We start from the raw sequence: 23,455 nt of genomic DNA on the forward strand, positions 1-23,455 counted from the left end.
CGGATGGGACGTCCGGCCGTGACGCGCCCGAGGTGCGACACCCCGCCGTGGCGCTCCCAGGATGTGAACGCCCCTCGACGGGGACGCGCGGGCTGGGTTAACTTCGAGGCGAGGTCATGAGTGCCAGCGCTAAGCCCAGGCTTGCTGGCCGGCAACCCTCCTACCGCGGTGGGGTGCCCCTGGTGAGGACCTGGCCTGGCGCGCAGGGCGCCCGGCAAGCGCGGGCTCCCTCTCCGGCGGGGTGTCCCCGGACCCCCGGAGGGCGTCATGACGATCGCAGTTCCCCTCACCACCACCGCCGCGCTGCCCCGTGTCGTCGGCGCGTCGCTGCGCGTGCCGTTGGTCACCGGTGAACGCGTCGAGTACGCCAACCTCGACCACGCGGCCAGCGCGCCGTGCCTGGAGCAGGTCCGCGACGCCGTGGACGAGGTGCTGCCCTGGTACGCCAGCGTGCACCGGGGCGCGGGCTTCGCCTCGCAGGTCAGCACCAAGGTCTACGAGCAGGCCCGCTCGTCGGTCCGGCGGTTCCTCAACGCCCGCGACAGCGACGCCGTCGTGTTCGCCCGCAACACCACCGACGCGCTGAACCTGCTGGCCAGGAGCCTGCCCAGGCACACCGCCGTGATCCTGTTCGACACCGAGCACCACGCCGCGCTGCTGCCCTGGCGCGGCCCGAACGTGCGCCGCCTGCGCACGCCCGACTCGCCCGCGCGGGCCGTGCTGGAGCTGGACCGGGCGCTGCGCGAGGCGCCGGTCGGCCCGCGGCTGGTCGTGGTGACGGGCGCGTCCAACGTGACCGGCGAGATCTGGCCGGTGGCCGAGCTGTCCCGGGTGGCCCGCAGGCACGGCGCCCGGATCGCCCTGGACGCCGCCCAGCTCGCGCCGCACCGGCCGGTGGACGTGCGTGCGCTGGACGTCGACTACACCGTGCTGTCGGGGCACAAGGTCTACGCGCCGTTCGGCGCGGGTGTGCTGGTCGGCCGGTCGGACTGGTTGCAGGCCGCCGACCCGTACCTGGTGGGCGGCGGTGCGACGGCCCACGTCACCGACCACGGCGACCGGCTGGGCGTGGCCTGGTCGGCGGTGCCCGAGCGGCACGAGGCGGGCACGCCGAACGTGGTCGGCGTGCACGCGCTCGCCGTGGCGTGCGACGTGCTGGGCAGGCACTGGGCGCAGACCACCGAGCACGAGCGCGTGCTGCTGGCGCGGCTGCGCGCGGGCCTGGAGACCGTTCCCGGTGTGCACGAGCTGACGCTGTTCGGCTCGGGCCAGGACCGGGTGGGTGTGGTGAGCTTCACCGTCGGCGGCCAGGACGCCGGCTACCTGGCCGCCGCGCTGTCCGCCGAGCACGGCATCGGCGTGCGTGACGGCGCGTTCTGCGCGCACGTGGCCGTGCACCGGCTCGCCCACGGCGAACGTGCGCTGCGTGCGTCGATCGGGCTGGGCACCACCGAGGAGCACGTGGACCGGTTCGTGGCCGCGTTGCGCGCGCTCGTGGTCGAGGGCTCGCGGTGGGAGTACGAGGTCCGGGACGGCCGTTGGGCGCCGCTGGACGACCAGCGCGCGCTCCCGCCGTTCCTGCGTTGACCCCGATACTGGACAATGGCCCGGTGAGCACCGATCCCAACACCGAGCCGGACACGCCGGACCAGCCGGACGCACCGCTGCCGAAGCGACGGGTCCTGCTGCTGGCCGTCATCGCGCCGCTCGTGTTGGCGCTCGACCTGGTCACCAAGATCATCGCGGTGGAGAACCTGGAGGGGCGCGAGCCGATCGAGCTGCTCGGCGGCCTGCTCTACCTGCCGCTGATCCGCAACACCGGCGCCGCGTTCGGCCTGGCCGAGGGCTGGACGGTGATCCTCGCCCTGATCGCGTCCGGCGTGGTCGTGTTCATCCTGTGGATCGCGCGCCGGCTGCGGTCGGTCGGCTGGGCCATCGGCCTCGGCCTGGTCCTGGGCGGCGCGATGGGCAACCTGGTCGACCGGATCTTCCGCGGCCCCGGCCCGCTGCGCGGCGGCGTGGTCGACTTCATCTCGGTGCTCGACCCGTGGGGCAACTTCTTCCCCGTGTTCAACCTGGCCGACTCCGCGATCTGCGTGGGCGGTGGCGTGATCGTGCTGATGGCGTTGCTCCAGCGCGATTACGACGGCACCCGCGTGGAGAAGAAGTCCAGCGAGAAGAAGGCGGGCGCATGAGCGAGTTCGCGAGCGGATCACCCAACGCGGTCGACCCAGCCCTGACCGCACCGAGCGCCGGCGAGGTGTGGGCATGAGCGGCGATTACCGGTCGCTTCCCGTTCCGGACGGTTTGGACGGGATGAGGGTCGACGCCGGTCTGGCCAAGCTGCTCGGCCTGTCCCGGACCGTGGTGGCGGCGTTGACCGAATCAGGTGACGTCGTGCTCGACGGGCAGCCGGCCGGCAAGTCGGACCGCCTGGTCGCGGGCTCCGTGCTGGAGGTCACCCTCCCCGAGCCCGAACGCCCGGTGCAGGTGCAGGCCGTGCCCGTGGAGGGGCTGGTGATCCTGCACGAGGACGACGACGTGATCGTGGTCGACAAGCCGGTCGGCGTGGCCGTGCACCCCAGCCCCGGCTGGACCGGTCCGACCGTGGTCGGCGGCCTGGCCGCGGCGGGCATCCGGATCTCCACGTCGGGCGCCGCCGAGCGCCAGGGCGTCGTGCACCGGTTGGACGTCGGCACGACCGGCGTCATGGTGGTGGCCAAGAGCGAGCACGCCTACTCGGCGTTGAAGCACGCGTTCAAGGAGCGCACGGTCGACAAGCTCTACCACGCGCTCGTGCAGGGCCACCCGGACCCGATCAAGGGCACCATCGACGCGCCGATCGACCGGCACCCCAAGCACGACTACAAGTTCGCCGTGATGGCCAACGGCAAGCCGAGCGTCACGCACTACGAGGTGGTGGAAGCGTTCCGCGCCGCGTCACTGCTCGACGTGCACCTGGAGACCGGCCGCACGCACCAGATCCGGGTGCACTTCTCCGCGTTGCGGCACCCGTGCGTCGGCGACATCACCTACGGCGCGGACCCCGTGCTGGCCAAGCGCCTCGGCGTCACGCGGCAGTGGCTGCACGCCCGCACGCTCGGCTTCCACCACCCGGCCGACAACCAGTGGGTGTCGTTCACCAGCGAGTACCCCGACGACCTCGCCGCCGCGCTGGAATTCCTTCGCGCAGAAGGATATTGAGCCATCCGGGGCGAAACACTTGCGCCCAGCGCGTGACCTCGGACATATCGCTTTCCCCGGATCGTTTGGCTTGCGAAGCTTTTGCCAGACGAGCGTTTGAGGGGTTGGCGATGGACAACAGGTCCCGACTGGTGGCGTTGCTGGGCACCCTGTGCCTGCTCGGACCGCTCTCGATCGACACCTACCTGCCCGCGTTCCCGGGCATCGCCGCGGAGTTCGGCTCGACCGAGTCGCAGATCCAGCTGTCGCTGACGACGTTCATCATCGGTCTGTCGGTCGGGCAGTTGCTCGTGGGTCCGCTGTCGGACTCGTGGGGCAGGCGGCGTCCGCTGCTGGTCGGGATCGGCAGCTACGTCGTGATCTCGCTGTTCTGCGCGGTGGCGCCCAGCGCGCTCGCGCTCTCCGGCCTGCGGCTGCTGCAAGGGCTCGGTGTGGCGGCCGGGTTCGTGGTCGCGATGGCGGTGGCGCGCGACCGGTTCGAGGGTCTCGCGATGGCGCGGTTCATGTCGTTGATGATGCTGGTCAACAGCCTGGGGCCGGTGGTGGCTCCGGTGCTGGGCGGTCAGCTGCTGCGGTTCACCAGCTGGCGCGGCACGTTCATCGCGCTCGCGTTGATCGGGTTGGCCCTGCTGATCGCGCTGGCCGTCGGCCTGCCGGAGACGTTGCCGCGGAACAAGCGGCGTCCGGCGAACCTGCTGCTCACGATCAAGGTGTTCGGCGGGCTGCTGGCCGACCGCAAGTTCGTCGGCTACGCGCTGGCGTCGGCGCTGGCCCTGGGCTCGCTGTTCGGCTACGTCGCGGGGGCGTCGTTCGTGCTCCAGGGCGTGTACGGGTTGAGCCCGCAGCAGTTCAGCCTGGTGTTCGGCGCGAACTCGGTGGCGATCGTCCTGGCCGGCCTGCTCAACACCAGGCTGACGGGCCGGATCATGCCGCGTCCGCTGCTCAAGATCGGGCTGGCGGGTGCGGCGACCGGTGGGGTCGGGTTGCTGGTCGGCGGGCTCGTCGGCGGTGGGCTGGCGACGTTCCTGCCACCGCTGTTCGTGCTCACGATGAGCGTCGGCCTGCTCATGCCGAACGCCGGTTCGCTGGCGATGGCGCGGCACCCGGAGGCGGCGGGCAGCGCGTCGGCCGTGCTGGGCGTGACGACGTTCATGGTGGGCGGCCTGATGGCGCCGCTGGTCGGCGCGGGTGGATCGGCGAGCGTGCTGCCGATGGTGACCGTGATGGCGGGCGCGACGGTGCTGGCAGTGATTCTGTTCGCCACCCTGACCAGGGGCGACATCGGCATCACCAGGGACACCGAACCCGCTGCCGCCCCGGCCTGACCGCGCGGGTCGCGCCACCACCACCGCATCAGGGCCGCAGCTCAGCCGCGCAGCGTGGCGAGCGGGTCGGTGTTGTCGTCGGTGAGGTCGGCGTAGTCCGTGGACGCGTAGTCCGTGGACACCGACAGCTCGCGCCACTTCGCGTCCGACTCGGCCCGGGTCCGCTCCGCCTGCGCGGCGACCCGGATCGCGTCGCTGCCCAGTAGCAGGCGGACCGGCGGCTCGTCGAGGTCGGCGACCCGGAGCACGACGTCCGCCACCTTCGCCGGGTCGCTCGCGGCACGCTCCATGAGCGTGGTCCGCAACGCGTTCACGGCGCCGACCGTCTGCTCGTACGCCGGCGAGACCGGGTGGACGGTCATGGACGAGCCCGCCCAGTCGGTCCGCATGCCGCCCGGCTCCAGCACGGTCACCTTGACGCCCAGCGGCGCGACCTCCTTCGCGAGCACCTCCGAGAAGCCGCCGACCGCGAACTTCGCGGCCTGGTAGGCGGACAGGCCCGGCGTGGACACCCGGCCGCCGACCGACGAGACCTGGATGACGTGGCCCGCGCCCTGCTCGCGCAGCACGGGCAGCGCCGCCGTGGTGACGTTGACGACGCCGAACAGGTTGGCGTCCACCTGCGCGCGGAAGTCCTCGGCGGGCGTGTCCTCGACCGAGCCCGAGTTGGCGTAGCCGGCGTTGTTGACCACCACGTCGAGCCGGCCGAACGCCGTGACCGCGGTGTCCACGGCCACCCGCGCGGCCCGGGGGTCGGTGACGTCCAGCGCCACCGCGCGGACCCGGACGCCGTGCCGTTCGACCAGGTCGGCCAGCTGCTCGGGCCTGCGCGCGGTCGCGACCAGCGAGTGGCCCGCGGCCAGCACCCTCTCGGCGATCTGGCGGCCGAGCCCGCGCGAACTGCCCGTGACGAGGAAGACCTTGCTCATGCCCGTTCCTAACTGACTAGTTGGTTAGCTTCTCCACCAGGTAAGCACTCCGCCGCCGAGCTGTCAACTAGACGGTTAGTCAGGTACCGTGGCCGGTATGGTTGGTGACGCGGAGGCGACCCGGCGACGACTGCTCGACGCGGCGGCCGCGGAGTTCTCCGAGCACGGGATCGCGGGCGCCCGCGTCGACCGGATCGCGGCGGCGGCGAAGAGCAACAAAGCGCAGATCTACCACTACTTCACCAACAAGGACGGCCTGTTCGACGCGGTGCTGAGCGACCTGGCGCGGGACACGCTGCGGGACGCGCCGATCGACCCGGCGAACCTGCCGGAGTACGCGGGCAGGCTGTTCGACCGCTTCGCCGAGGACCCGGTCAAGGAGCGGCTCGCGAAGTGGTACCGCCTGGAGGGCGCCGGCTACGCGGCGGTCGAGGTGGTGGTGGCGAGCACGAACGACAAGCTCGCGGTGATCGCGAAGGCGCAGGACGAGGGGCTGCTCACGACCCGCTTCACGCCGGTCGAGTTGCTGGCGGTGGTCGTGCACCTGTCCGCGCTGTGGGGCTCGATGACCCCGGAGCTGGCCGGGCACGCCACCGGCATCAGCCGGGAACGCCGCCGCCAGGTCGTGGTCGAGGCGGTGGCCGCGATCCTCCGGGACTGACCGCGACGACCTTCAGTCGTCGATGGTCCAGACCAGGGTGTTCAGGTCGGTCTCGGGGCGGGAGCTCCAGCGCACCGAGAAGATCACGGTGTCCTCGGGCAGCACGTAGACGGTGTGGCCGCCGGCCGTCTCGCCCGGCTGCACGCCGATCTTGTGCGGCGGCCGGGACGACAGCGACACCGGCGCCTTGCCGACCGTCTCGCCCTTGTTGGTCATCAGCACGAGGTACATGTCGGGCAGGGCGTTGAACGGCACCTGGCCGATGTTCGCCAGCTCCGTGTGCACGACCACGGCGCGCTCGCCGTCGGCCAGCTTGTACCCGGCCGCGGTGAACAGGAAGTCCGCCGGGTCGACCACCTCGACCAGCTGGATGGTGAACCGGGCGCCCTCCAGGCCCTCGGTCTCCAACGTGCTGCCGATCTTGCCGGTGCGCGCGCGCGGCGCGGGGGCCTGGTCGCCGCGTGCCCAGCCGGACGTGCCCGGCACGCCCCACGTGCTGACCGGCTCGGGCACGCGCACCGGACCGGACGCCACGGGCTGCGGCCCGGTCTGCGGCTGCGCCGGGAACGGCGTGCTCGGCGGCCCCAGCGGACCGGGGTAGCCGGGGTAGGAGCCGGACGGCGTGCCGTGCACCGTGCCCGGCACGGGCGGGTACGGTCCGCTCGGCGTGCCACGGGCGCCCTGGCCGCCCGGTCCCGAGTAGTTGCCCCACGCCACGCTGTTGGCCAGCGCCTTGCGGATGCCGTTCGGGTCGCACTCCACGCCGACGAGCAGCGGCAACCCGCTGCCGGACAACGTGATCAGCCGGGTGGCGGCCTCCCGGGGGTCCATGCCCAGCCGTGCGGCCACCTCGTGCACGGCGGCACGGCCCATCTCGGCGATCATGGCCAGGAGACGGGCGTCGACGGGGTCCGGCGCTACCACACCTCGAACGCTACCCGCCTGGGGAGATCTTCGCGGCATCGGCCCGCCGACGGCGTGTGGTGTTCACCTCGACGCACGCGGAGGGACGTGGGCGTCGCTCCCGGTGACCTCGGCGTGCCGCCATCCGTGTTCCGCGGAGGGCGTTATAGGGTCGGGCGAGTCTCTGCCCGAGCGCTTCGTCCCGGGCCCGCTGCGATCTTCAGGGGGGTTTGGGTGTCCGACTCGTTTGTGCACCTCCACGTGCACACCGAGTACTCGATGCTCGACGGCGCGGCGAAGCTGAAGGACATGTTCGCCGAGTGCGAGCGGATGGGCATGCCCGCCGCCGCGATCACCGACCACGGCAACATGTACGGCGCCTACGACTTCTACAAGCAGGCGACCGCCGCCGGCATCAAGCCGGTGGTCGGCATCGAGGCGTACCTGGCGCCGGAGTCCCGCTTCAACAAGAAGCGCGTGCTGTGGGGCGACCCCGGGCAGAAGGCCGACGACGTCTCCGCCAGCGGCGCGTACACGCACCAGACGATCTGGGCCCGCAACAACGAGGGCCTGCACAACCTCATGAAGATGTCCAGCCGCGCCTCCACCGAGGGCCAGCTGGGCAAGTGGCCCCGGATGGACGTCGAGCTGATCGCCGAGCACTCGGCGGGGCTGATGGCGACGACCGGCTGCCCGTCCGGCGAGGTGCAGACCAGGCTCCGCCTCGGCCACGAGAAGGAGGCCCTGGAGGCCGCCGCGAAGTGGCGCGACATCTACGGCGCGGACAACTTCTTCGTCGAGCTGATGGACCACGGCATCGAGATCGAGAGCCGGGTCCGGGGCGGGCTGCTGGACATCGCCAAGAAGCTCAGCATCCCGTTCGTGGTGACCAACGACTCGCACTACACCTACTCCGAGGACCGCGACGCGCACGCGGCGCTGCTGTGCGTCCAGACCGGCAAGACGCTCGCGGACCCCAACCGGTTCAAGTTCGACGGCACGGGCTACCACCTCAAGTCGCCGGACGAGATGCGCGCGATCGACTCCTCCGACGCCTGGCAGGAGGGGTGCCGCAACACCCTGCTGGTGGCCGAGAAGGTCGACACCACCGGCATGTTCGCCTTCCAGAACCTGATGCCGCGCTACCCCACCCCCGAGGGCAAGACCGAGGCGGACTACTTCCGCGACGAGGTCTGGGAGGGCATGCGCCGCCGGTTCCCGAACGGCGTCGACGAGGTCCACCGCAAGCAGGTCGAGTTCGAGATCGACGTGATCCTGCAGATGGGCTTCCCGTCGTACTTCCTGGTGGTCGCCGACTTCATCAACTGGGCCAAGGCCAACGGCATCCGCGTCGGTCCCGGCCGCGGTTCCGCCGCGGGCGCGCTGATCGCGTACGCGATGGGCATCACCGACCTCGACCCGCTGGCGCACGGCCTGATCTTCGAGCGGTTCCTGAACCCCGACCGCGTCAGCCCGCCCGACATCGACATCGACTTCGACGAGCGCCGGCGCGGCGACGTGATCCGCTACGTCACCGAGAAGTGGGGCGTCGACAAGGTCGCCCAGGTGATCACGTTCGGCACGATCAAGGCGAAGGCGGCGATCAAGGACTCCGCCCGCGTGCTGTACGGGCAGCCGGGCTACGCGGTGGCCGACCGCATCTCCAAGGCCATGCCGCCCGCCGTGATGGGCAAGGACATCCCGCTGGCCGGCGTCTTCGACCCGTCGCACAAGCGGTACTCCGAGGCCGCCGAGGTGCGCGCGCTGTACGAGACCGACCCGCAGGTCAAGGAGATCATCGACACCGGCCGCGGGCTGGAGGGCCTGATCCGCAACGCGGGCGTGCACGCCTGCGCGGTGATCATGTCCGCGGAGCCGCTGACCGACCACATCCCGGTCTGGATGCGCCCGCAGGACGGGTCGATCATCACCCAGTTCGACTACCCGACGTGCGAGACGCTCGGCCTGCTGAAGATGGACTTCCTCGGCCTGAGCAACCTGACCACGATCGACGACGCGCTGAAGAACATCGCGCTCAACGGCAAGGGCGACGTCGACATCTCGACCGTGCCCCTGGACGACCGCAAGACCTACGAGCTGCTGGGCCGCGGCGACACCCTGGGCGTGTTCCAGCTCGACGGCGGCGCCCTGCGCGACCTGCTGCGCCTGATGCGGCCCGACAACTTCGAGGACGTCTCGGCCGTCATCGCGCTGTACCGGCCGGGCCCGATGGGCGCGAACTCGCACACGAACTACGCGCTGCGCAAGAACAAGCAGCAGGAGATCGTGCCGATCCACGAGGAGCTGCGCGAGCCGCTGGCCGAGATCCTGGACACGACGTACGGCCTGATCGTGTACCAGGAGCAGGTCATGGCGATCGCGCGGAAGGTGGCGGGCTACTCGCTGGCCCAAGCGGACCTGCTCCGCCGCGCGATGGGCAAGAAGAAGAAGGAGATCCTCGACAAGGAGTACGAGGGCTTCGAGGCGGGCATGATCGCCAACGGCTACTCGCCCGAGGCGATCAAGACGCTGTGGGACATCCTGGTCCCGTTCGCGGACTACGCGTTCAACAAGGCGCACTCCGCCGCGTACGGCCTGATCGCGTACTGGACGGCGTACCTCAAGGCCAACTACCCCGGCGAGTACATGGCCGCGCTGCTCACCACGAACTCGGACAACAAGGACAAGTCGGCCATCTACCTGGCCGAGTGCCGGCGGATGGGCATCACCGTGCTGCCGCCGGACGTCAACGAGTCGGAGCGCGAGTTCGTCGCGGTCGGCAACGACATCAGGTTCGGCCTGGGCGCGATCCGCAACGTCGGCGCGAACGTGGTCGACGCCATCATCAAGACCCGCAAGGAGAAGGGGAAGTTCGGCGACTTCTCCGACTTCCTGCGCAAGGTCGACGTGCAGGCGTGCAACAAGAAGGTCGTCGAATCGCTGATCAAGGCGGGCGCGTTCGACTCGCTCGGCCACCCGCGCAAGGGCCTGCACATGGTGCACGTCGAGGCGGTCGACGCGATCATGCTGACCAAGAAGGAAGAGGCGCGCGGCCAGTTCGACCTGTTCGGCGACGGTGGCGGCGACGACGGCGCGAGCGTGTTCGACGTCAAGATCCCCGACGAGCACTGGGAGTCCAAGCACCAGCTCACGCTGGAGCGGGAGATGCTGGGCCTGTACGTGTCCGGCCACCCGCTCAACGGCGTGGAGCAGGTGCTCAGCTCCTACTCGGACACCACGATCCCGCGCATCCTGGAAGGCGACGTGCCGGACGGCACGCAGGTCACGCTGGGCGGCATCCTCGCGACGGTCACCCGCCGGGTGAACAAGAACGGCGAGCCGTGGGCGTCGGCGATGCTCGAAGACCTCGCGGGCGGCATCGAGGTGCTGTTCTTCCCCAAGAGCTACATGGTGCACGGCATGTCGGTGGCCGAGGACGCGATCGTTCTGGTCAAGGCGCGGGTGGCCAAGCGGGAGGACCGGATCTCGCTGATCGCCAACGACCTGGTCGTGCCGGACCTGTCGGATCTGGGCGCGCAGGCGCTGAAGCTGAAGGTGGCGGCGTCGCGCTGCGACCCGAAGCTGGTGACGTCGCTGAAGGAAGTCCTCTCCGCGCACCCCGGCACCACCGAGGTGCACCTGAACCTGGTCATCAACAGCAGCCGCAACACGTTGCTGAAGCTGGACGACGCCCTCCGGGTTACGCCCACGCCATCCCTTATGGGTGATTTGAAGGCTCTACTCGGACCGGGGTGCTTGGGCTGATCGGGTGACAAAGTCCGCAATCGGGGACAAGAGGAAGCCTCGGATCGTTTGAGTGAACAGGGTTAACTCAAACGAGGAGGGGATCCCTGTGGGGGAGAAGATCGCCGGTCTCGACGTGCTCGGCGAGGAGTACTTCGCCGATCCGCACGCGTACCACGCCCGGATGCGCGAGCAGGCGGCGGCGTCGGAGATCGTGCTGCCGCGAGGCACGAAGGCGTGGCTGGTCACCCGGTACGAGGAGGCGCGGTCGGCGCTGGCCGACCCGCGGTTCAGCAAGCACTTCGAGCGCTTCCCGGAGGTCATGGAGCGCAACCGGGTCGAAGGCGGTGACGCGCCCGCGTTCGACGAGTCCTTGGTGCAGCACATGCTCAACATGGACCCGCCGCACCACACCCGGCTGCGCAAGCTGGTCACCAAGGCGTTCACCGCCCGGCGGGTCGAGCAGCTGAGGCCGCGCATCCAGGAGATCACCGACCGGCTGCTGGACGAGGCGGGGGAGCGGGGCGACGTCGACCTGGTCGACGCGCTGGCGTTCCCGCTGCCCATCACGGTGATCTGCGAGATGCTCGACGTGCCGATGGACGAGCGCGACGAGTTCCGCGTGTGGTCCAACGTGCTGGTCGCCGGCAACGGGGAGCCGGAGGAACTCCAGCAGGCGGGCGCCCAGATGGCGGGCTACCTGGCGAAGCTGGTCGAGCACAAGCGGACCGCGCCCGGTGACGACTTCTTCTCGGCGCTCGTGCAGGCCGACGAGGACGGCGACCGGCTCGACCCGATGGAGCTGATCGCCATGGCGTTCCTGCTCCTGGTCGCCGGGCACGAGACGACGGTCAACCTGATCGCCAACGGCGTGTACCACCTGCTGCGCAACCCGGAGCAGCTGGACAAGCTGCGCGCCGACCGCTCGTTGCTGCCCGGCGCGGTGGAGGAGTTCCTGCGCTTCGAGAGCCCGGTCAACCAGGCCACGTTCCGGTACACCAACGAGGACGTGGAACTGGGCGACGTGGTCATCCCGAAGGACAGCGTGGTGGTGGTGTCGCTGTCCGGCGGCAACCGCGACGCCTCCCGGTTCCCGGACCCGGACCGGCTCGACATCACCCGGCAGGCCACCGGGCACCTGGCGTTCGGCCACGGCGTCCACTACTGCCTGGGCGCGCCGCTGGCCCGGATGGAGGGCGAGATCGCGATCGGGACGCTGCTGGACCGGTTCGACGTCGCCCTCGCCGCGGACCCGGACGCGCTGAAGTGGCGGCCGGGCACGCTCATCCGCGGGCTCCAGTCGCTGCCGGTTAGCCTGACCCCTCGTGGAGCGCGATGAGCTGCTGAAGCTGGACCAGGCGCACGTCTGGCACCCGTACGGCCCGATGCCGGGCACCCACGAGCCGCTGGTGGTCTCCTCGGCCGAGGGTGTCCGGCTCCGGCTGGACGACGGGCGCGAGCTGGTCGACGGCATGTCGTCGTGGTGGGCCGCGATCCACGGCTACCGGCACCCCGTGCTCGACGCGGCCGTGCGCGACCAGCTCGGCCGGATGAGCCACGTGATGTTCGGCGGCCTGACCCACGAGCCCGCGGTGGCGCTGTCCGCGCGGCTGGTGGAGATCACGCCCGAGCCGTTGCAGCACGTGTTCCTGTGCGACTCGGGGTCGGTGTCGGTCGAGGTCGCGATCAAGATGGCGTTGCAGCACTGGCGCTCGCGGGGCCGGCCCGAGAAGCGGCGGCTGCTGACGTGGCGCGGGGGGTACCACGGCGACACGTTCCAGCCGATGGCGGTGTGCGACCCGGAGGGCGGGATGCACTCGCTGTGGCGCGGCGTGCTGCCGGAGCAGGTGTTCGCGTCCGCGCCGCCGCGCGACCTCGAGACCGCGTACGTGCAGGAGCTGGCGGACCTGATCGAGGCGCACGCCGGTGAGCTGGCGGCGGTCATCGTGGAGCCGGTGGTGCAGGGCGCGGGCGGGATGCGGTTCCACGACCCGCGCTACCTGCACGTGCTGCGCGAGCTGACGCTGGCGCACGACGTGCTGCTGATCTTCGACGAGATCGCCACCGGCTTCGGCCGCACCGGCGAGCTGTTCGCCGCCGACCACGCGGGGATCAGCCCGGACATCATGTGCCTCGGCAAGGCGCTGACCGGCGGCTACCTGTCGATGGCCGCGACCCTGTGCACGTCACGGGTCGCGGACGGCATCTCCCGGGGCGAGGTGCCGGTGCTCGCGCACGGGCCGACGTTCATGGGCAACCCGCTCGCCTCGGCGGTGGCCCTGGCGTCGACCGACCTGCTGCTGGCGCAGGACTGGCGGTCGTCGGTGCGGCGGATCGAGGCCGGGTTGCGGTCGGGCCTCGCGGGCGCGCCCGGCGACGTGCGGGTGCTCGGCGCGATCGGCGTAGTGCAGCTGGACCACCCGGTGGACATGGCCGCCGCCACCGCCGCGGCCGTCGACCACGGCGTGTGGCTGCGGCCGTTCCGGGACCTGATCTACACCATGCCGCCGTTCATCAGCACGGACGACGACGTGGCCGCGATCGCCGCCGCCGTCGTCGTCGCCGCCGAGGCGTCACATGCGCAGCAGGGTTGAGCCCCAGACCAGCAGCAGCACGCCGTAGCCGATCGACGACCACCCGACGACCTGGTCCGACTTCTCGCGCAACGGCTTCACCACCCGCGACAACGGGTACAAGACGAGCGCCACCACCGGGAACACCACCAGTGAGCCCACCAGGCCCCAGGCGCCCGCGAACACGCCCGCCCAGTAGTCCGTCGGGAGGATGATGTCTTCCGCCCACCCGACAGGCAGGCACAGGGCGGCCACGCACATCCAGACGATCGCGATCCGCACGAGGCGCAGTCCCGCGACCTTCCCCGCGGTCTTCTCGTTCAGCACGGCCACGCCGAGCGCGACCCACGCGCCGCCCCCGAACAACCAGCCCACGACGGTCGACACCACGGGGATCGGGCTCACCACCACCCCGACCGGTGGGATCACCCAGTGCCACAACGCGTAGTGCGCGCCGATCGCACCGATCACGACACCCACGACGAGCCCGGTCCACCCCCACCCGCCCAGCGTGTCCAACCAGTGGGGCGGCTTCGGCTTGGGCCGGGGGTTGCGCGGGCGCCTCCGCGTGCTGACGTCCGCGCCGTCGCGGCCCTGTCTTCGCTTCTTGCGGCCCACTCAGGCCTGCCCCCGCACGGCCTCGGCCAGTTGCGCGTTCGTCGGCTCGACCAGCACGCGGCCGTCCGGGAGCGCGATGACGGGGATGTTCTTGCGCCCGCCGGCGAGTTCGATCGCGCGGTCGCGGGCCGCGTCGTCCTGCTCGACGTCGATGTCGGTGAACGGCACTTCGTGCTCCCGCAGCCATGCCTTGGCCCGCCGGCAGTCGCCGCACCAGTTCGCCCCGTAGAGAACGATCTCACTCATAGCGGTGACTGTAGAACGCGGAGGACCGCAACGCTCCGTATAGGCCTAGGGTGAGTCGCCGTGAGCGTCCTCGTGATCACCGGTACCGGCACCGAGGTCGGCAAGACCGTGGTCGTCGCCGCCCTGGCGGCCCTGGCCGCGGCCGACGGTCGACGGGTCGCCGTGCTCAAGCCCGCGCAGACCGGTGTCGCCGACGGCGGGCCGGGCGACCTCGCCGAGGTGGTCCGCCTCGCCGGCTCCGTCACCACCCGTGAACTGCGCCGATACCCGGAACCGCTGGCTCCGGCCACGGCCGCGCGCCGCTCCGGGCGGCCCACGTTGCACCCCAGCGAGGTCGCCTCGGCGGCCGTGGCGCTGGACGAGACGCACGACCTCGTGCTGGTGGAGGGCGCGGGCGGGCTGCTGGTCCGGTTCGACGACGCGGGCTCGACCATCGCCGACGCGGCGTGGGCGCTCAACGCGCCGGTGCTCATCGTCGCGCACGCGGGCCTGGGCACGTTGAACATGACCGCGCTGACCGCCGAGGCCCTGCTGCGCCGCGGCCTGGAGTCGGTCGGCGTGGTGGTGGGCCGCTGGCCCGCCGTGCCCGACCTGGCCACCCGCACCAACCTGGTCGACCTGCCCGAGGCGGCGGGCGCGCCGCTGCTCGGCGTGCTGCCCGACGGCATGGCGTCGCTGGGGCGGTCCGAGTTCGCGGACCGGGCCAGGGAAGGCCTGTCGCCGTGGTTCGGCGGTACGTTCGACCCGGAGAAGTTCGCCGCGCCGCACACCTGCTGACGGTCCGCCCGTGGTGGGACGAACCAGTGACGCACGTCGCTGGGGCGGGCCGGGTCCGGTGCGGCAGACTGCACGGCGGACCACCGCCGGATGACGAGGAGAAGTCGTGACCGCAGCCCCTGAACAGGTCGATGTCCTCGGCGTTGCCCGCGAGCAGGTGCTGGAGCGGGGGGTCGGGCTGACCGAGGAACAGGTGCTCGAAGTCCTCCGACTGCCCGACGAGCGCATCCCGGAGCTGCTGGAGCTGGCGCACGCGGTGCGGATGCGCTGGTGCGGCCCGGAGGTCGAGGTCGAGGGCATCGTGTCGCTCAAGACCGGCGGCTGCCCCGAGGACTGCCACTTCTGCTCGCAGTCCGGTCAGTTCCCCTCGCCGGTGCGGTCGGCGTGGCTGGACATCCCCGGCCTGGTGCGGGCGGCCCGGCAGACCGCGGAGACCGGCGCGTCCGAGTTCTGCATCGTCGCCGCCGTGCGCGGGCCGGACAAGCGGCTGCTGTCGCAGGTGCGCGACGGCATCAAGGCCATCCGCGAGGACGGCAACGACATCCAGATCGCGTGCTCGCTCGGCATGCTCACGCAGGAGCAGGTGGACGAGCTGGTGGACATGGGCGTCCACCGCTACAACCACAACCTGGAGACCGCCCGCTCGCACTTCCCGAACGTGGTCACCACCCACTCGTGGGAGGAGCGCTGGGACACGCTGAAGATGATCCGCACGGCGGGCATGGAGGTCTGCTGCGGCGGCATCATCGGCATGGGGGAGACGCTGGAGCAGCGCGCGGAGTTCGCCGTGCAGCTGGCGGAGCTGGAGCCCGACGAGGTGCCGCTGAACTTCCTGATCCCCAACCCGGGCACCCCGTACGAGAACTACCCGGTGGTCGAGGGCCCCGAGGCGCTGCGGACCGTGGGCGCGTTCCGGCTCGCCCTGCCGCGCACGATCCTGCGCTTCGCCGGCGGCCGTGAGCTGACCTTCGGCGACCTCGGCGCCAAGCAGGGCATGCTCGGCGGCGTCAACGCCATCATCGTCGGCAACTACCTGACCAACCTCGGCAGGCCTGCTCAGCAGGACCTCGACATGCTGACCGAGCTGGCCATGCCGATCAAGGAACTGAGCAAGACCCTGTGACGAGTGGGCTGGGTGCTGTGGCGTACTGCGGTTTTTGCGGCAAGGCGAGCGCGGGGGCCGACCACTCCGCGTGCGCGTCGAGGCTGGGTGTGATCGATCCGCCGCGGTTCTGCGCGGAGTGCGCGCGCCGGATGGTCGTGCAGGTGACACCCGCCGGGTGGACGGCCACGTGCAGCCGTCACGGCGAGATCACCTCCGCGCGGTAACCTGCCCTGCATCTGGTCACGGGTGCAGGGAGGTCGTCGGGTGGCGGAGCAACCGGTGGACGAGCGGGCGACGCCCGTTCGGGTGCCACCCGCGCCGGCGTTCGAGTACTACTACGTGGTGCGACGGCCGCAGGTCGTGGTGAAGCGCGACCTGCTGCCCTCGTTCTCCGTGCTGTCCGTGATCTCGCTGTTCGGGCTGCCCGCGGGGTGGCTGTGGGCGTGGCTCGCACCGCCGCAGAACGTGGTCGCGCAGCAGGACGGCTCGCTGATCCCGGTGACCGGCGAGAGCTACCACCGGCTCGACGGGCTGATGCTGTTCGTGCTGATCGGGCTGGGCGCCGGGCTGCTCACGGGCATCGCGGTGTGGCTGCTGCGGGAGCGCCGCGGCCCGGTGGTGATGCTCGCCGCCACGCTCGGCGCGGCCGTGGCGGCCTACCTGGCGCAGCTGACCGGGATCGGCGCGGCGGGCAGCCGGTACGCCGTCGACGCCGCGCCCGCGGTGGGTGACGTGATCGCCTTGGCCCCGGTGCTGGAGACGTGGTGGGGCTTGCTGGCGTGGCCCTTGGGCACGGCGCTGGCGTACGGCTGCCTGGCCGCGTGGAACGGTCTGGACGACCTCGGCCGTCGGCTGGGGTAGCGCCGGTCAGAGCTGGTAGGCCAGGTCGGGCACGTCGGTGACGAACATGTGCCCCGGCGCGTGGGTGATCGCGAACGGCGGTTTCGACGCCATCACGGCCGCCTGGGGCGTCACGCCGCACGCCCAGAACACCGGCACGTCGCCCTCGTGCGGCTCGGTGCGGTCGCCGAAGTCCGGCTCGTCCAGGTCGTCGATGCCGAGCGCACCCGGATCGCCCACGTGCACCGGCGCGCCGTGGACGGCGGGCATCCGAGCGGTGACCCGCTTCGCGGTGTCGACCAGGTCGGCGGGGATGTAGCGCATCGAGACCACCACCGGCCCGTGCAGGCGGCCCGCCGGGCGGCACTCGCGGTCGGTCACGTACATCGGCACGTTGCGCCGCTGCTCGACGTGCCGCAGCGGGACGTCGGCCTGCTTGAGCGCGGACTCGAACGTGAAGCTGCACCCGATGAGGAACGCGACCAGGTCGTCGCGCCAGTAGCCGGAGGCGTCGGTGGGCTCGTCGACCAACTCGCCGTGCTCCCAGATCCGGTAGCGGGGCACGTCGCGCATCAGGTCGGCGTTGCCCGCGAGGAACGTCGTGGTGCTGCCCTTGTCGGTGACGTCGAGGACCGGGCACGGCCTGGGGTTGCGCTGGGTGAACAGCAGCACGTCGTAGGCCCAGTCCTCCGGGACCGCGATGAGGTTGGCCTGCGCGTAGCCGTCCGCGAGCCCGGCCGTCGGCCCCTGGTGCTCCCGGCGCACCTGTTCCGGTGTCATCGTCGTCATCGCAGTTCGACTCCTTTCGTCTCGGGGAGGCCGAGCAGGGCGAGGACGGCGATGCCGTAGGCGATCGCGCCGAAGATCATCGCGCCGCCGACGCCCATGCCCTGCGCCAGGAAGCCCACCAGGGCGGGGAAGAACGCGCCGACCGCGCGGCCGAAGTTGTAGGTGAAGCCCTGGCCGGTGCCGCGCAGCTGGGTCGGGTACAGCTCGGCGAGGAACGAGCCGAAGCCGCTGAAGATCGCCGACGTGGTGAACCCGAGCGGGAACGTGACCAGCAGGATCAGGCCGTTCGCGCCCGGCGGGATGTTGGTGAACAGCACGATGAGGATCGCGCTGAGCACGGCGAACAGGGTGAACGTCCTCTTGCGGCCGAGCAGGTCGGTCAGGTAGCCGCCGGTGATGTAGCCCGCGAACGCGCCGCTGATGAGCAGCGCCAGGTACCCGCCGGTGCCGACCACGCTGAGGCCGCGTTCGGTCTTGAGGAACGTCGGCACCCAGCTGGCCAGGGTGTAGTAGCCGCCCTGGACGCCGGTGGCGAGGATCGCGGCGAACACCGTGGTGCGGCCGAGCCTGCCCTGGAAGACGGCCTTGAAGCTGCCCTTGGCGGGGCTGGTCTTGAGCGCCTGCTCGGCCTTGGGCGCGTCCTTGACGTTGCGGCGGACGTAGAAGACCAGGATCGCGGGGATCGCGCCGGTCCAGAACAGCACCCGCCAGGCCACGTCCTGCGGCAGGAAGCTGAACACGGCGGTGTAGACGATGACGCTCAGGCCCCAGCCGACGGCCCACGAGCTCTGGATGAACGCCACCGTCCGGCCCCGGTACTGCGGTTTGCAGTACTCGGCGACGAGGATCGCGCCCGCCGCCCACTCGCCGCCGAAGCCGAGGCCCTGCAGGGCGCGGAACACCATCAGCATCTCGTAGCTGGTGGCGAAGCCGCACAGGACCGTGAAGACGGCGTAGGTGATGACCGTGATCATCAGGGTGCGGACGCGGCCGATGCGGTCCGCGAGGATGCCCGCGATCGCGCCGCCGAGGGCGGAGACGACCAGGGTGACGGTGTTGAGCAGGCCCGCTTCGCCCGTGGTGAGGCCGAAGTAGGCGGTGATGGCGAACAGGCTCAGGGGCAGGACCTGGAAGTCGTAGGCGTCCAGGCCGAAGCCGCCGAACGCGCCGACGAAGGCCCGCTTGCCGTTGCGGCCCAGGGTGTGGAACCAGGCGAACGGGCCGTCCTTGGTGGTGTCTACGTCCGTGGTGCTCATGTGGGTCACCTCGCAGCCGTGAGGGTGTGCCGTGGCCCACACGGTAGGGGATTGTTGAACAATCCCACTAGAGGGCAATAGGACGAATCAACACGCCCTCCTGTGCTCCCGATCGCCTGTCCAGCGTCGGCCCTCGCGCACGCTCCCGCACACCCGCGCGAGTCGTCCCTTCACGTCGCGCGTGTCCTACGTTCAGGTCGTGCGCGTCCTACGTTCAGGACCCGCGAGTTCAACGCTCAGGCACGCGGAGCGGCGTTCAGCGCCCTTCCGTGATGGCCCGGCTGACGGCGTTGACCTGCCTGGTCGCGTTGATCAACGCGGCCAGGGCGGGCGGGTCGATCGCCTGGGCGCTGTCGGTCCACGACTCGTCCGGGAGCGGGTGGCTCTCGACCATCAGCCCGTCCGCGCCGATGCCTGCGGCGGCCATGGCCAGCGGCAGGACCCAGTCACGACGTCCGGCGGCGTGGCTGGGATCGATGATCACGGGCAGGCCGGCGCGGTCGCGCACCACCGGGACTGCGGAGATGTCGAGCGTGTTGCGGGTCTCGGTGATGAACGTGCGGATGCCCCGCTCGCACAGGATGACGTCCTCGTTGCCGGTCGCACGGACGTAGTCCGCCGCACCCAGCCACTCGTCGTACGTCGCGGAGAACGCCCGCTTGAGGACGACGGGCCGCCCGGTGGCGCCCACGACGCGCAGCAGTCGGCTGTTGTGCATCGACCGCGCGCCGACGAGGAACCCGTCCACGTGCGGCAGCAGCACGTCCACGTCGTGCTCGTCGAGCGGTTCGGCGATGACCGGCAGCCCGGTGGCCGCACGCGCCTCGGCCAGCAGCGGGAGGCCGTCGACGCCGATGCCCTGGAACCGGTCGGGGCGGGACCGGGGCTTGAACACGCACCCGCGCAGCACGTCCGCGCCCGCGTCGGCCGCCGCCTCGGCGTGCGCCACGTAGTCGGGCTCCACCGAGCACGGCCCGGCGATCACCGGGAACGAGCCGTCGCCGAACCGCGCGTCGCCGATGGACACGACCCTCATCACGTCCGCCCCGGTGTCGCCCGGCCTGGCCTAGCGCCCGTCCAGGACGTGCTTCATGCCCGCGAACACCGCTTTGGCCGTCACGTCGAAACCCTGCGCCAGCAACGCGTCGGACATCACCTCGGCCGACAGCTCCGCCGTCACGCCGTGCCGTTCGAGGATCGCGACGACGTCCTGCGCGTGCCGGGTGCGGCTGCCCGGCGGCAGCCGGTGGTGCAGCGACTCGTGCCGCATGTCGACCAGCGCCTCGGCGCTGATGTCGCACAGCTGCACGGCGAACACCCGGTCGGCGGGCACGGTGTCGAGCTCGGCCGGTTCGGTGCCGCCTCGCACCCAGTGCCAGACGTCGATCACCAAGCCCGCGTTCGCCCGGCCGGTGCCGCGGACCACCTCCCACGCCGTGCCCAGGTCCGGCACGGCGGCGAACGGCATGTACTCCAGCGCGACCTTCACCTCGCCCGCCCGTTCGCACAGCGCCGTGAAACCGTCCGCCAGCGCGTCCAGCGGCGTGGTTTCGAACAGGCCCGCGTTGACGTGGTCGGCGCCGAACGCGCGGGCGATGTGGAACGCGGTGGTCTCCTTCGGCGTCGGCGGCACCGTGTCGGCGGTCGCGACCCAGTCGCTGAGGAACTCCACTTCGGTGACCGCGACGCCGTGCTCCGCGAGGATCGCGCGCATCGCCTCGTCGTCGAGACCGGAGCGCAGCGCGGACTGGTAGACCTCGACGCTCAGCCCGACGCCGCCGAAACCCGCCTCGGCGGCCACCCGCACCCGCTCGCCGAACGGCGCGTCGCCCAGCGTCAACGAACTCACGGTCAGCCGACGAGCGGTCATCTGCATCACACGCTTCCGGGAGTCTGCGGCGCGGTCGTCTTCCGCTGGTCGAAGTCGGGGTAGAACCGCCGAATGAGCCGGAACGTCTCGTCGTAGTCGAGCTGTCCGGACGTGGGGCGGTGTTCCAGGAACGAATAGGTGAGCCGGGAACCGAGCGCGGGGAAGAAGATCCGGGACACGCTGCCGATGGCGCCCATCGCGATGACGATCAGCTCGGTGTCGTCGTCCGCGTCGGTCAACAACGACGCCAGCGCCTTCACGTCGGCCTTCGCCGTGGCCATGGTGGAAATCTTGACCACGTCGGCGCCCGCGGCTTTCGCGTCGGCGACGATCCCGGCGAGTTCGTCCACCGGCGGGGTGACGTCGAAGTCGTGGTAGGAGACGATCACCAGCGCGTCGTGCTCGCGGGCGGCGGCGATCACGTCCGCCACGATCGCGTGCGACGACAGTTCGACGTCCACGGCGTCGACCACGGGTGCGACCGCGCGGAAGAGCGCGAGGCGTTCCTCGTCCGAGCCGGTCCACCCGCCGCCTTCGTGCGCGGCGCGCACGGTGGCCAGCACGGGCAACCCGCGGAATGCGGCGATCTGCTCCAGGACGTGGTCGGGATCGGACTTCGCGAACTGGTCGATCCGCAATTCGGCGACATCGACCGCGGCGGCCAGTGCCGCTTTCGCCGAACGGGCGCAGTCGGTGTCGTCGAAGCTGACCGCGATGACGGGAACACCGCTGTCGAACAACGCCCGCAAAGTGTTCATCGTCGTGCCCGCATCCTCTTGTCCAGTCCCGGCGCCCGGTGAGGCGGTGTGCGACGCATCTTACACCATCGAATCAAGTGTTGAATGGTCGTCCGATTTTGCCGACGGCTTGGACCGCCGCGCCGATGAGGGACGAATCCGGTGCGGTCGCCGCGCGTTCGATCACGTCGCGCCCGGTGGAATCGCGCCACCGGTCGGCCGGAAATCCGTTCGTGAAATCGCGGAGGTAGCGATTGGCCCGGTCGATGAGGCCAGGCACCCCGGATATGCCCGAACCGACCCGGACGGTGTGGTGGGGTGAGGAATACAGGAGGTTCGCACAGGCGCGCGCCAGGTAACGGGCCTCGAGGTCCCAGGCCTCGTGTCCGGGTGGCAACCGGTGCGCGTCCACCCGCCACCGGCCGAACAGGGCGCGGCCGGACGCGAGTCCCTGCAGGCAATCGCCGTGGAATCGACAACTGCCGGGATAGCGGTCGTCCGGTTCGCGCGGCACGTACATGTGGCCGAGTTGCGGCGGATCGGGTCGCTGGGCGCCGCCCGACAACGGGGAGTGGAACGCACCGCCTATGCCGGTGCCCACCGACAGGTAGGCGAAATCCGGTGAGCCGTGGCGCGCCTCGGCCACGACGGCCGAATTGACGTCGAAGTCGAACCACACGGGCGTGTCGAACTCCCCCGCCAGGGTCGACGGCAGGTTCACGTCGGACCACCGGGGTTCCGAACTGCCGATGATCGCGCCGTAATCGCCCTGGTCCGGGTCGGTGACCAGGGGCCCGAAAACGGATAATCCGACGGCTGTCACGTCGTACCGCTCGAACAAGAGCGAGAGGTGCGCGATCAGCGCCGTGACGGTGTGCGCGGCCGTGGTGACCGCGATGCGCCGCCGTTCGACTTCCGCCAACGCCTCGTCGAACACGCCTACGAGGAACTTGGTCTTCCCCGCGTCCACGGCGACGACGACCGGGCCGCGCCGCTCGTCGCGGTCACGTCTGCGGCTTGGCATGCAACAGGGTCTGACCGGGTTGGTTGACCCAGTTGGCGAACAGTTCGAACAGGTGCTCGGAATTCGCGTCGCGACCGTAGTAGCGGTATTCGAGCGACTTGTCGGCGAGTTTCCCGGTACGCAGGTCCCAGGTCGGGAACGTGATCAGCAGATGTGCTTGGTCGATGGTCAGGCCGAGCAGGAACGGGAAGCTCGGGTAGTGCCAGATCTCCAGTCCCGCATTGCCGTCGCACAACTCCTTGAGCCGCTGCACGGTCTCCGCCTCTTCGCGTTCCCAGTGCCCGGGGAAGAACGACTTGTCGGCTCGGGCGAAGTCGATGGTGCGCAGGGTGATGTTCAGCTTGTTCGGGTTCAGGCGCACCAGGTCGCGCAGCAACGCGGTGGTGAAGGTGCCACCGGTGAACGCGAGGATCTCGATGTCGATGACGCGTTGCGAGGACTTCTTGGCGACCAGTTCGCGGACGAACTCGGCGGTGCCGCTCACGTCGTCGGGGAAGTGCAGCCCGGCGGCCGATGAGCCGATGCTGCGTTGGACCACCCGGGCGAGTCGGTCTTCCGCGCCCTGCCCCACCCGGCCGAGCACGACGAACACGGTCGGGAACACAATCAGCGCGGTCACCAGGTTCGGCAGGCACGCCTTGATGAATTCGAGGACCGGGTCGGACTCCACGGATCTCGGGAGCAGGAAGTAGATGACGGTGAGCGCCGCCGCCGCGACGACCGCCAGGAGCAGCTTCAGCCACTCTATGGCGGCTTGATCGTCGTTGTCGCGTGACCGTGCGGCGCTGCTTGCCATGGCGGATATATACCACCGGACGGCACGCCGTCAGGCGCCTTTCGGCGGTCCCGGCGGC

The 23,455-nt window shown here is 70.7% G+C and carries 23 protein-coding genes and 1 riboswitch; of the genes, 12 read left to right on the forward strand and 11 right to left on the reverse strand.

Annotation, left to right across the window (positions count from 1 at the left end; translation table 11 throughout):
- The first annotated feature begins 112 nt into the window (after window positions 1-112).
- A riboswitch (SAM riboswitch) is annotated at window positions 113-227 on the forward strand.
- Between the two features lie 40 nt (window positions 228-267).
- The 4 genes from AB0H12_RS06950 to AB0H12_RS06965 all read left to right on the forward strand — a co-directional run bounded on the left by AB0H12_RS06950 (window position 268) and on the right by AB0H12_RS06965 (window position 4,529).
- Complete coding sequence (locus tag AB0H12_RS06950; RefSeq protein ID WP_499621397.1) at window positions 268-1,587, forward strand: aminotransferase class V-fold PLP-dependent enzyme; 1,320 nt, start codon at window positions 268-270, stop codon at window positions 1,585-1,587.
- Between the two features lie 23 nt (window positions 1,588-1,610).
- Window positions 1,611-2,195, forward strand: a complete 585-nt coding sequence (gene lspA / locus AB0H12_RS06955; RefSeq protein WP_499621399.1) for a signal peptidase II — start codon at window positions 1,611-1,613, stop codon at window positions 2,193-2,195.
- Between the two features lie 73 nt (window positions 2,196-2,268).
- Entirely contained in the window at window positions 2,269-3,204 is a 936-nt protein-coding gene (locus tag AB0H12_RS06960) for an RluA family pseudouridine synthase (RefSeq protein ID WP_499621400.1), read from the forward strand.
- Between the two features lie 110 nt (window positions 3,205-3,314).
- Window positions 3,315-4,529, forward strand: coding sequence for a multidrug effflux MFS transporter (locus tag AB0H12_RS06965; protein WP_499621402.1), 1,215 nt, complete (start codon window positions 3,315-3,317; stop codon window positions 4,527-4,529).
- A gap of 41 nt (window positions 4,530-4,570) precedes the next feature.
- Here the strand turns inward: AB0H12_RS06965 and AB0H12_RS06970 are convergent, their stop codons facing one another.
- Complete coding sequence (locus AB0H12_RS06970) at window positions 4,571-5,458, reverse strand: oxidoreductase (RefSeq protein ID WP_499621403.1); 888 nt, start codon at window positions 5,456-5,458, stop codon at window positions 4,571-4,573.
- Window positions 5,459-5,555: 97 nt separating this feature from the next.
- Here AB0H12_RS06970 and AB0H12_RS06975 point away from each other — a divergent pair, with 97 nt between their 5' ends.
- Entirely contained in the window at window positions 5,556-6,119 is a 564-nt protein-coding gene (locus tag AB0H12_RS06975) for a TetR/AcrR family transcriptional regulator (protein WP_499621404.1), read from the forward strand.
- Between the two features lie 12 nt (window positions 6,120-6,131).
- Here the strand turns inward: AB0H12_RS06975 and AB0H12_RS06980 are convergent, their stop codons facing one another.
- Window positions 6,132-7,043 (reverse strand): AsnC family protein, encoded by a 912-nt coding sequence (locus AB0H12_RS06980; protein ID WP_499621405.1) that lies wholly within the window; start codon window positions 7,041-7,043, stop codon window positions 6,132-6,134.
- A gap of 213 nt (window positions 7,044-7,256) precedes the next feature.
- Here AB0H12_RS06980 and dnaE point away from each other — a divergent pair, with 213 nt between their 5' ends.
- From dnaE to AB0H12_RS06995, 3 genes are all read left to right on the forward strand, one after another.
- Complete coding sequence (dnaE, locus tag AB0H12_RS06985) at window positions 7,257-10,787, forward strand: DNA polymerase III subunit alpha (RefSeq protein WP_499621406.1); 3,531 nt, start codon at window positions 7,257-7,259, stop codon at window positions 10,785-10,787.
- Between the two features lie 82 nt (window positions 10,788-10,869).
- Window positions 10,870-12,105, forward strand: coding sequence for a cytochrome P450 family protein (locus tag AB0H12_RS06990; protein ID WP_499621788.1), 1,236 nt, complete (start codon window positions 10,870-10,872; stop codon window positions 12,103-12,105).
- Entirely contained in the window at window positions 12,092-13,360 is a 1,269-nt protein-coding gene (locus tag AB0H12_RS06995) for an adenosylmethionine--8-amino-7-oxononanoate transaminase (protein WP_499621408.1), read from the forward strand. Before AB0H12_RS06990 ends, AB0H12_RS06995 begins: the two co-directional genes overlap by 14 nt.
- Here AB0H12_RS06995 and AB0H12_RS07000 read toward each other — a convergent pair.
- Window positions 13,340-13,957 carry a hypothetical protein gene (locus AB0H12_RS07000; RefSeq protein ID WP_499621410.1) on the reverse strand — a complete coding sequence of 206 codons (618 nt, stop codon included), beginning with the start codon at window positions 13,955-13,957 and terminating at the stop codon, window positions 13,340-13,342. The genes AB0H12_RS06995 and AB0H12_RS07000 overlap by 21 nt on opposite strands.
- The gene (locus AB0H12_RS07005; RefSeq protein ID WP_499621411.1) at window positions 13,958-14,203 is read right to left on the reverse strand and encodes a glutaredoxin family protein; all 246 of its coding nucleotides are present in this window, start codon (window positions 14,201-14,203) and stop codon (window positions 13,958-13,960) included.
- A 60-nt stretch (window positions 14,204-14,263) separates the two neighbouring features.
- Here AB0H12_RS07005 and bioD point away from each other — a divergent pair, with 60 nt between their 5' ends.
- The 4 genes from bioD (at window position 14,264) to AB0H12_RS07025 (ending at window position 16,946) form a co-directional block, all read left to right on the forward strand.
- Complete coding sequence (bioD, locus tag AB0H12_RS07010) at window positions 14,264-14,980, forward strand: dethiobiotin synthase (RefSeq protein ID WP_499621412.1); 717 nt, start codon at window positions 14,264-14,266, stop codon at window positions 14,978-14,980.
- Between the two features lie 106 nt (window positions 14,981-15,086).
- Complete coding sequence (gene bioB / locus AB0H12_RS07015) at window positions 15,087-16,103, forward strand: biotin synthase BioB (protein WP_499621413.1); 1,017 nt, start codon at window positions 15,087-15,089, stop codon at window positions 16,101-16,103.
- Window positions 16,100-16,309, forward strand: coding sequence for a biotin synthase auxiliary protein BsaP (gene bsaP / locus AB0H12_RS07020; RefSeq protein ID WP_499621415.1), 210 nt, complete (start codon window positions 16,100-16,102; stop codon window positions 16,307-16,309). The genes bioB and bsaP overlap by 4 nt, the downstream gene beginning before the upstream one ends.
- Window positions 16,310-16,349: 40 nt before the next feature.
- On the forward strand, window positions 16,350-16,946 hold the full coding sequence (locus AB0H12_RS07025) for a DUF2567 domain-containing protein (RefSeq protein ID WP_499621416.1): 597 nt from the start codon (window positions 16,350-16,352) through the stop codon (window positions 16,944-16,946).
- Window positions 16,947-16,952: 6 nt separating this feature from the next.
- On the opposite strand, the gene AB0H12_RS07030 is transcribed toward AB0H12_RS07025, so the two are convergent.
- The 7 genes from AB0H12_RS07030 to AB0H12_RS07060 all read right to left on the reverse strand — a co-directional run bounded on the left by AB0H12_RS07030 (window position 16,953) and on the right by AB0H12_RS07060 (window position 23,397).
- Window positions 16,953-17,714, reverse strand: coding sequence for a putative hydro-lyase (locus AB0H12_RS07030; protein ID WP_499621417.1), 762 nt, complete (start codon window positions 17,712-17,714; stop codon window positions 16,953-16,955).
- Window positions 17,711-18,970: an MFS transporter gene (locus AB0H12_RS07035; protein WP_499621419.1), complete on the reverse strand. Its 1,260-nt coding sequence runs from the start codon at window positions 18,968-18,970 to the stop codon at window positions 17,711-17,713. The genes AB0H12_RS07030 and AB0H12_RS07035 overlap by 4 nt, the downstream gene beginning before the upstream one ends.
- Before the next feature lie 256 nt (window positions 18,971-19,226).
- Entirely contained in the window at window positions 19,227-20,006 is a 780-nt protein-coding gene (aroF, locus tag AB0H12_RS07040) for a 3-deoxy-7-phosphoheptulonate synthase (RefSeq protein WP_499621420.1), read from the reverse strand.
- Window positions 20,007-20,036: 30 nt separating this feature from the next.
- Window positions 20,037-20,840, reverse strand: coding sequence for a sugar phosphate isomerase/epimerase family protein (locus AB0H12_RS07045; RefSeq protein ID WP_499621422.1), 804 nt, complete (start codon window positions 20,838-20,840; stop codon window positions 20,037-20,039).
- Between the two features lie 5 nt (window positions 20,841-20,845).
- On the reverse strand, window positions 20,846-21,598 hold the full coding sequence (gene aroD, locus AB0H12_RS07050) for a type I 3-dehydroquinate dehydratase (RefSeq protein WP_499621424.1): 753 nt from the start codon (window positions 21,596-21,598) through the stop codon (window positions 20,846-20,848).
- Window positions 21,599-21,671: 73 nt separating this feature from the next.
- Window positions 21,672-22,601, reverse strand: coding sequence for an ROK family protein (locus AB0H12_RS07055; RefSeq protein WP_499621425.1), 930 nt, complete (start codon window positions 22,599-22,601; stop codon window positions 21,672-21,674).
- Window positions 22,582-23,397: a hypothetical protein gene (locus AB0H12_RS07060; protein WP_499621426.1), complete on the reverse strand. Its 816-nt coding sequence runs from the start codon at window positions 23,395-23,397 to the stop codon at window positions 22,582-22,584. Before AB0H12_RS07060 ends, AB0H12_RS07055 begins: the two co-directional genes overlap by 20 nt.
- Window positions 23,398-23,455: the final 58 nt, after the last annotated feature.

Source organism: Actinosynnema sp. NPDC023794, assembly GCF_040639675.1.
GTDB classification, from domain to species: Bacteria; Actinomycetota; Actinomycetes; order Mycobacteriales; family Pseudonocardiaceae; genus Actinosynnema; species Actinosynnema luteola.

Bases quoted from the DNA above. Each gene is read 5' to 3' on its own strand.
- AB0H12_RS06965 (WP_499621402.1), top strand. From the start codon at position 3,315: ATGGACAACAGGTCCCGACTGGTGGCGTTGCTGGGCACCCTGTGCCTG.
- AB0H12_RS06960 (WP_499621400.1), top strand. From the start codon at position 2,269: ATGAGCGGCGATTACCGGTCGCTTCCCGTTCCGGACGGTTTGGACGGG.
- AB0H12_RS07035 (WP_499621419.1), bottom strand. From the start codon at position 18,970: ATGAGCACCACGGACGTAGACACCACCAAGGACGGCCCGTTCGCCTGG.
- AB0H12_RS06975 (WP_499621404.1), top strand. From the start codon at position 5,556: ATGGTTGGTGACGCGGAGGCGACCCGGCGACGACTGCTCGACGCGGCG.
- AB0H12_RS07030 (WP_499621417.1), bottom strand. From the start codon at position 17,714: ATGACGACGATGACACCGGAACAGGTGCGCCGGGAGCACCAGGGGCCG.
- AB0H12_RS06970 (WP_499621403.1), bottom strand. From the start codon at position 5,458: ATGAGCAAGGTCTTCCTCGTCACGGGCAGTTCGCGCGGGCTCGGCCGC.
- AB0H12_RS07005 (WP_499621411.1), bottom strand. From the start codon at position 14,203: ATGAGTGAGATCGTTCTCTACGGGGCGAACTGGTGCGGCGACTGCCGG.
- aroF (WP_499621420.1), bottom strand. From the start codon at position 20,006: ATGAGGGTCGTGTCCATCGGCGACGCGCGGTTCGGCGACGGCTCGTTC.
- AB0H12_RS07055 (WP_499621425.1), bottom strand. From the start codon at position 22,601: ATGCCAAGCCGCAGACGTGACCGCGACGAGCGGCGCGGCCCGGTCGTC.
- AB0H12_RS07060 (WP_499621426.1), bottom strand. From the start codon at position 23,397: ATGGCAAGCAGCGCCGCACGGTCACGCGACAACGACGATCAAGCCGCC.
- AB0H12_RS06950 (WP_499621397.1), top strand. From the start codon at position 268: ATGACGATCGCAGTTCCCCTCACCACCACCGCCGCGCTGCCCCGTGTC.
- aroD (WP_499621424.1), bottom strand. From the start codon at position 21,598: ATGAACACTTTGCGGGCGTTGTTCGACAGCGGTGTTCCCGTCATCGCG.
- AB0H12_RS07045 (WP_499621422.1), bottom strand. From the start codon at position 20,840: ATGACCGCTCGTCGGCTGACCGTGAGTTCGTTGACGCTGGGCGACGCG.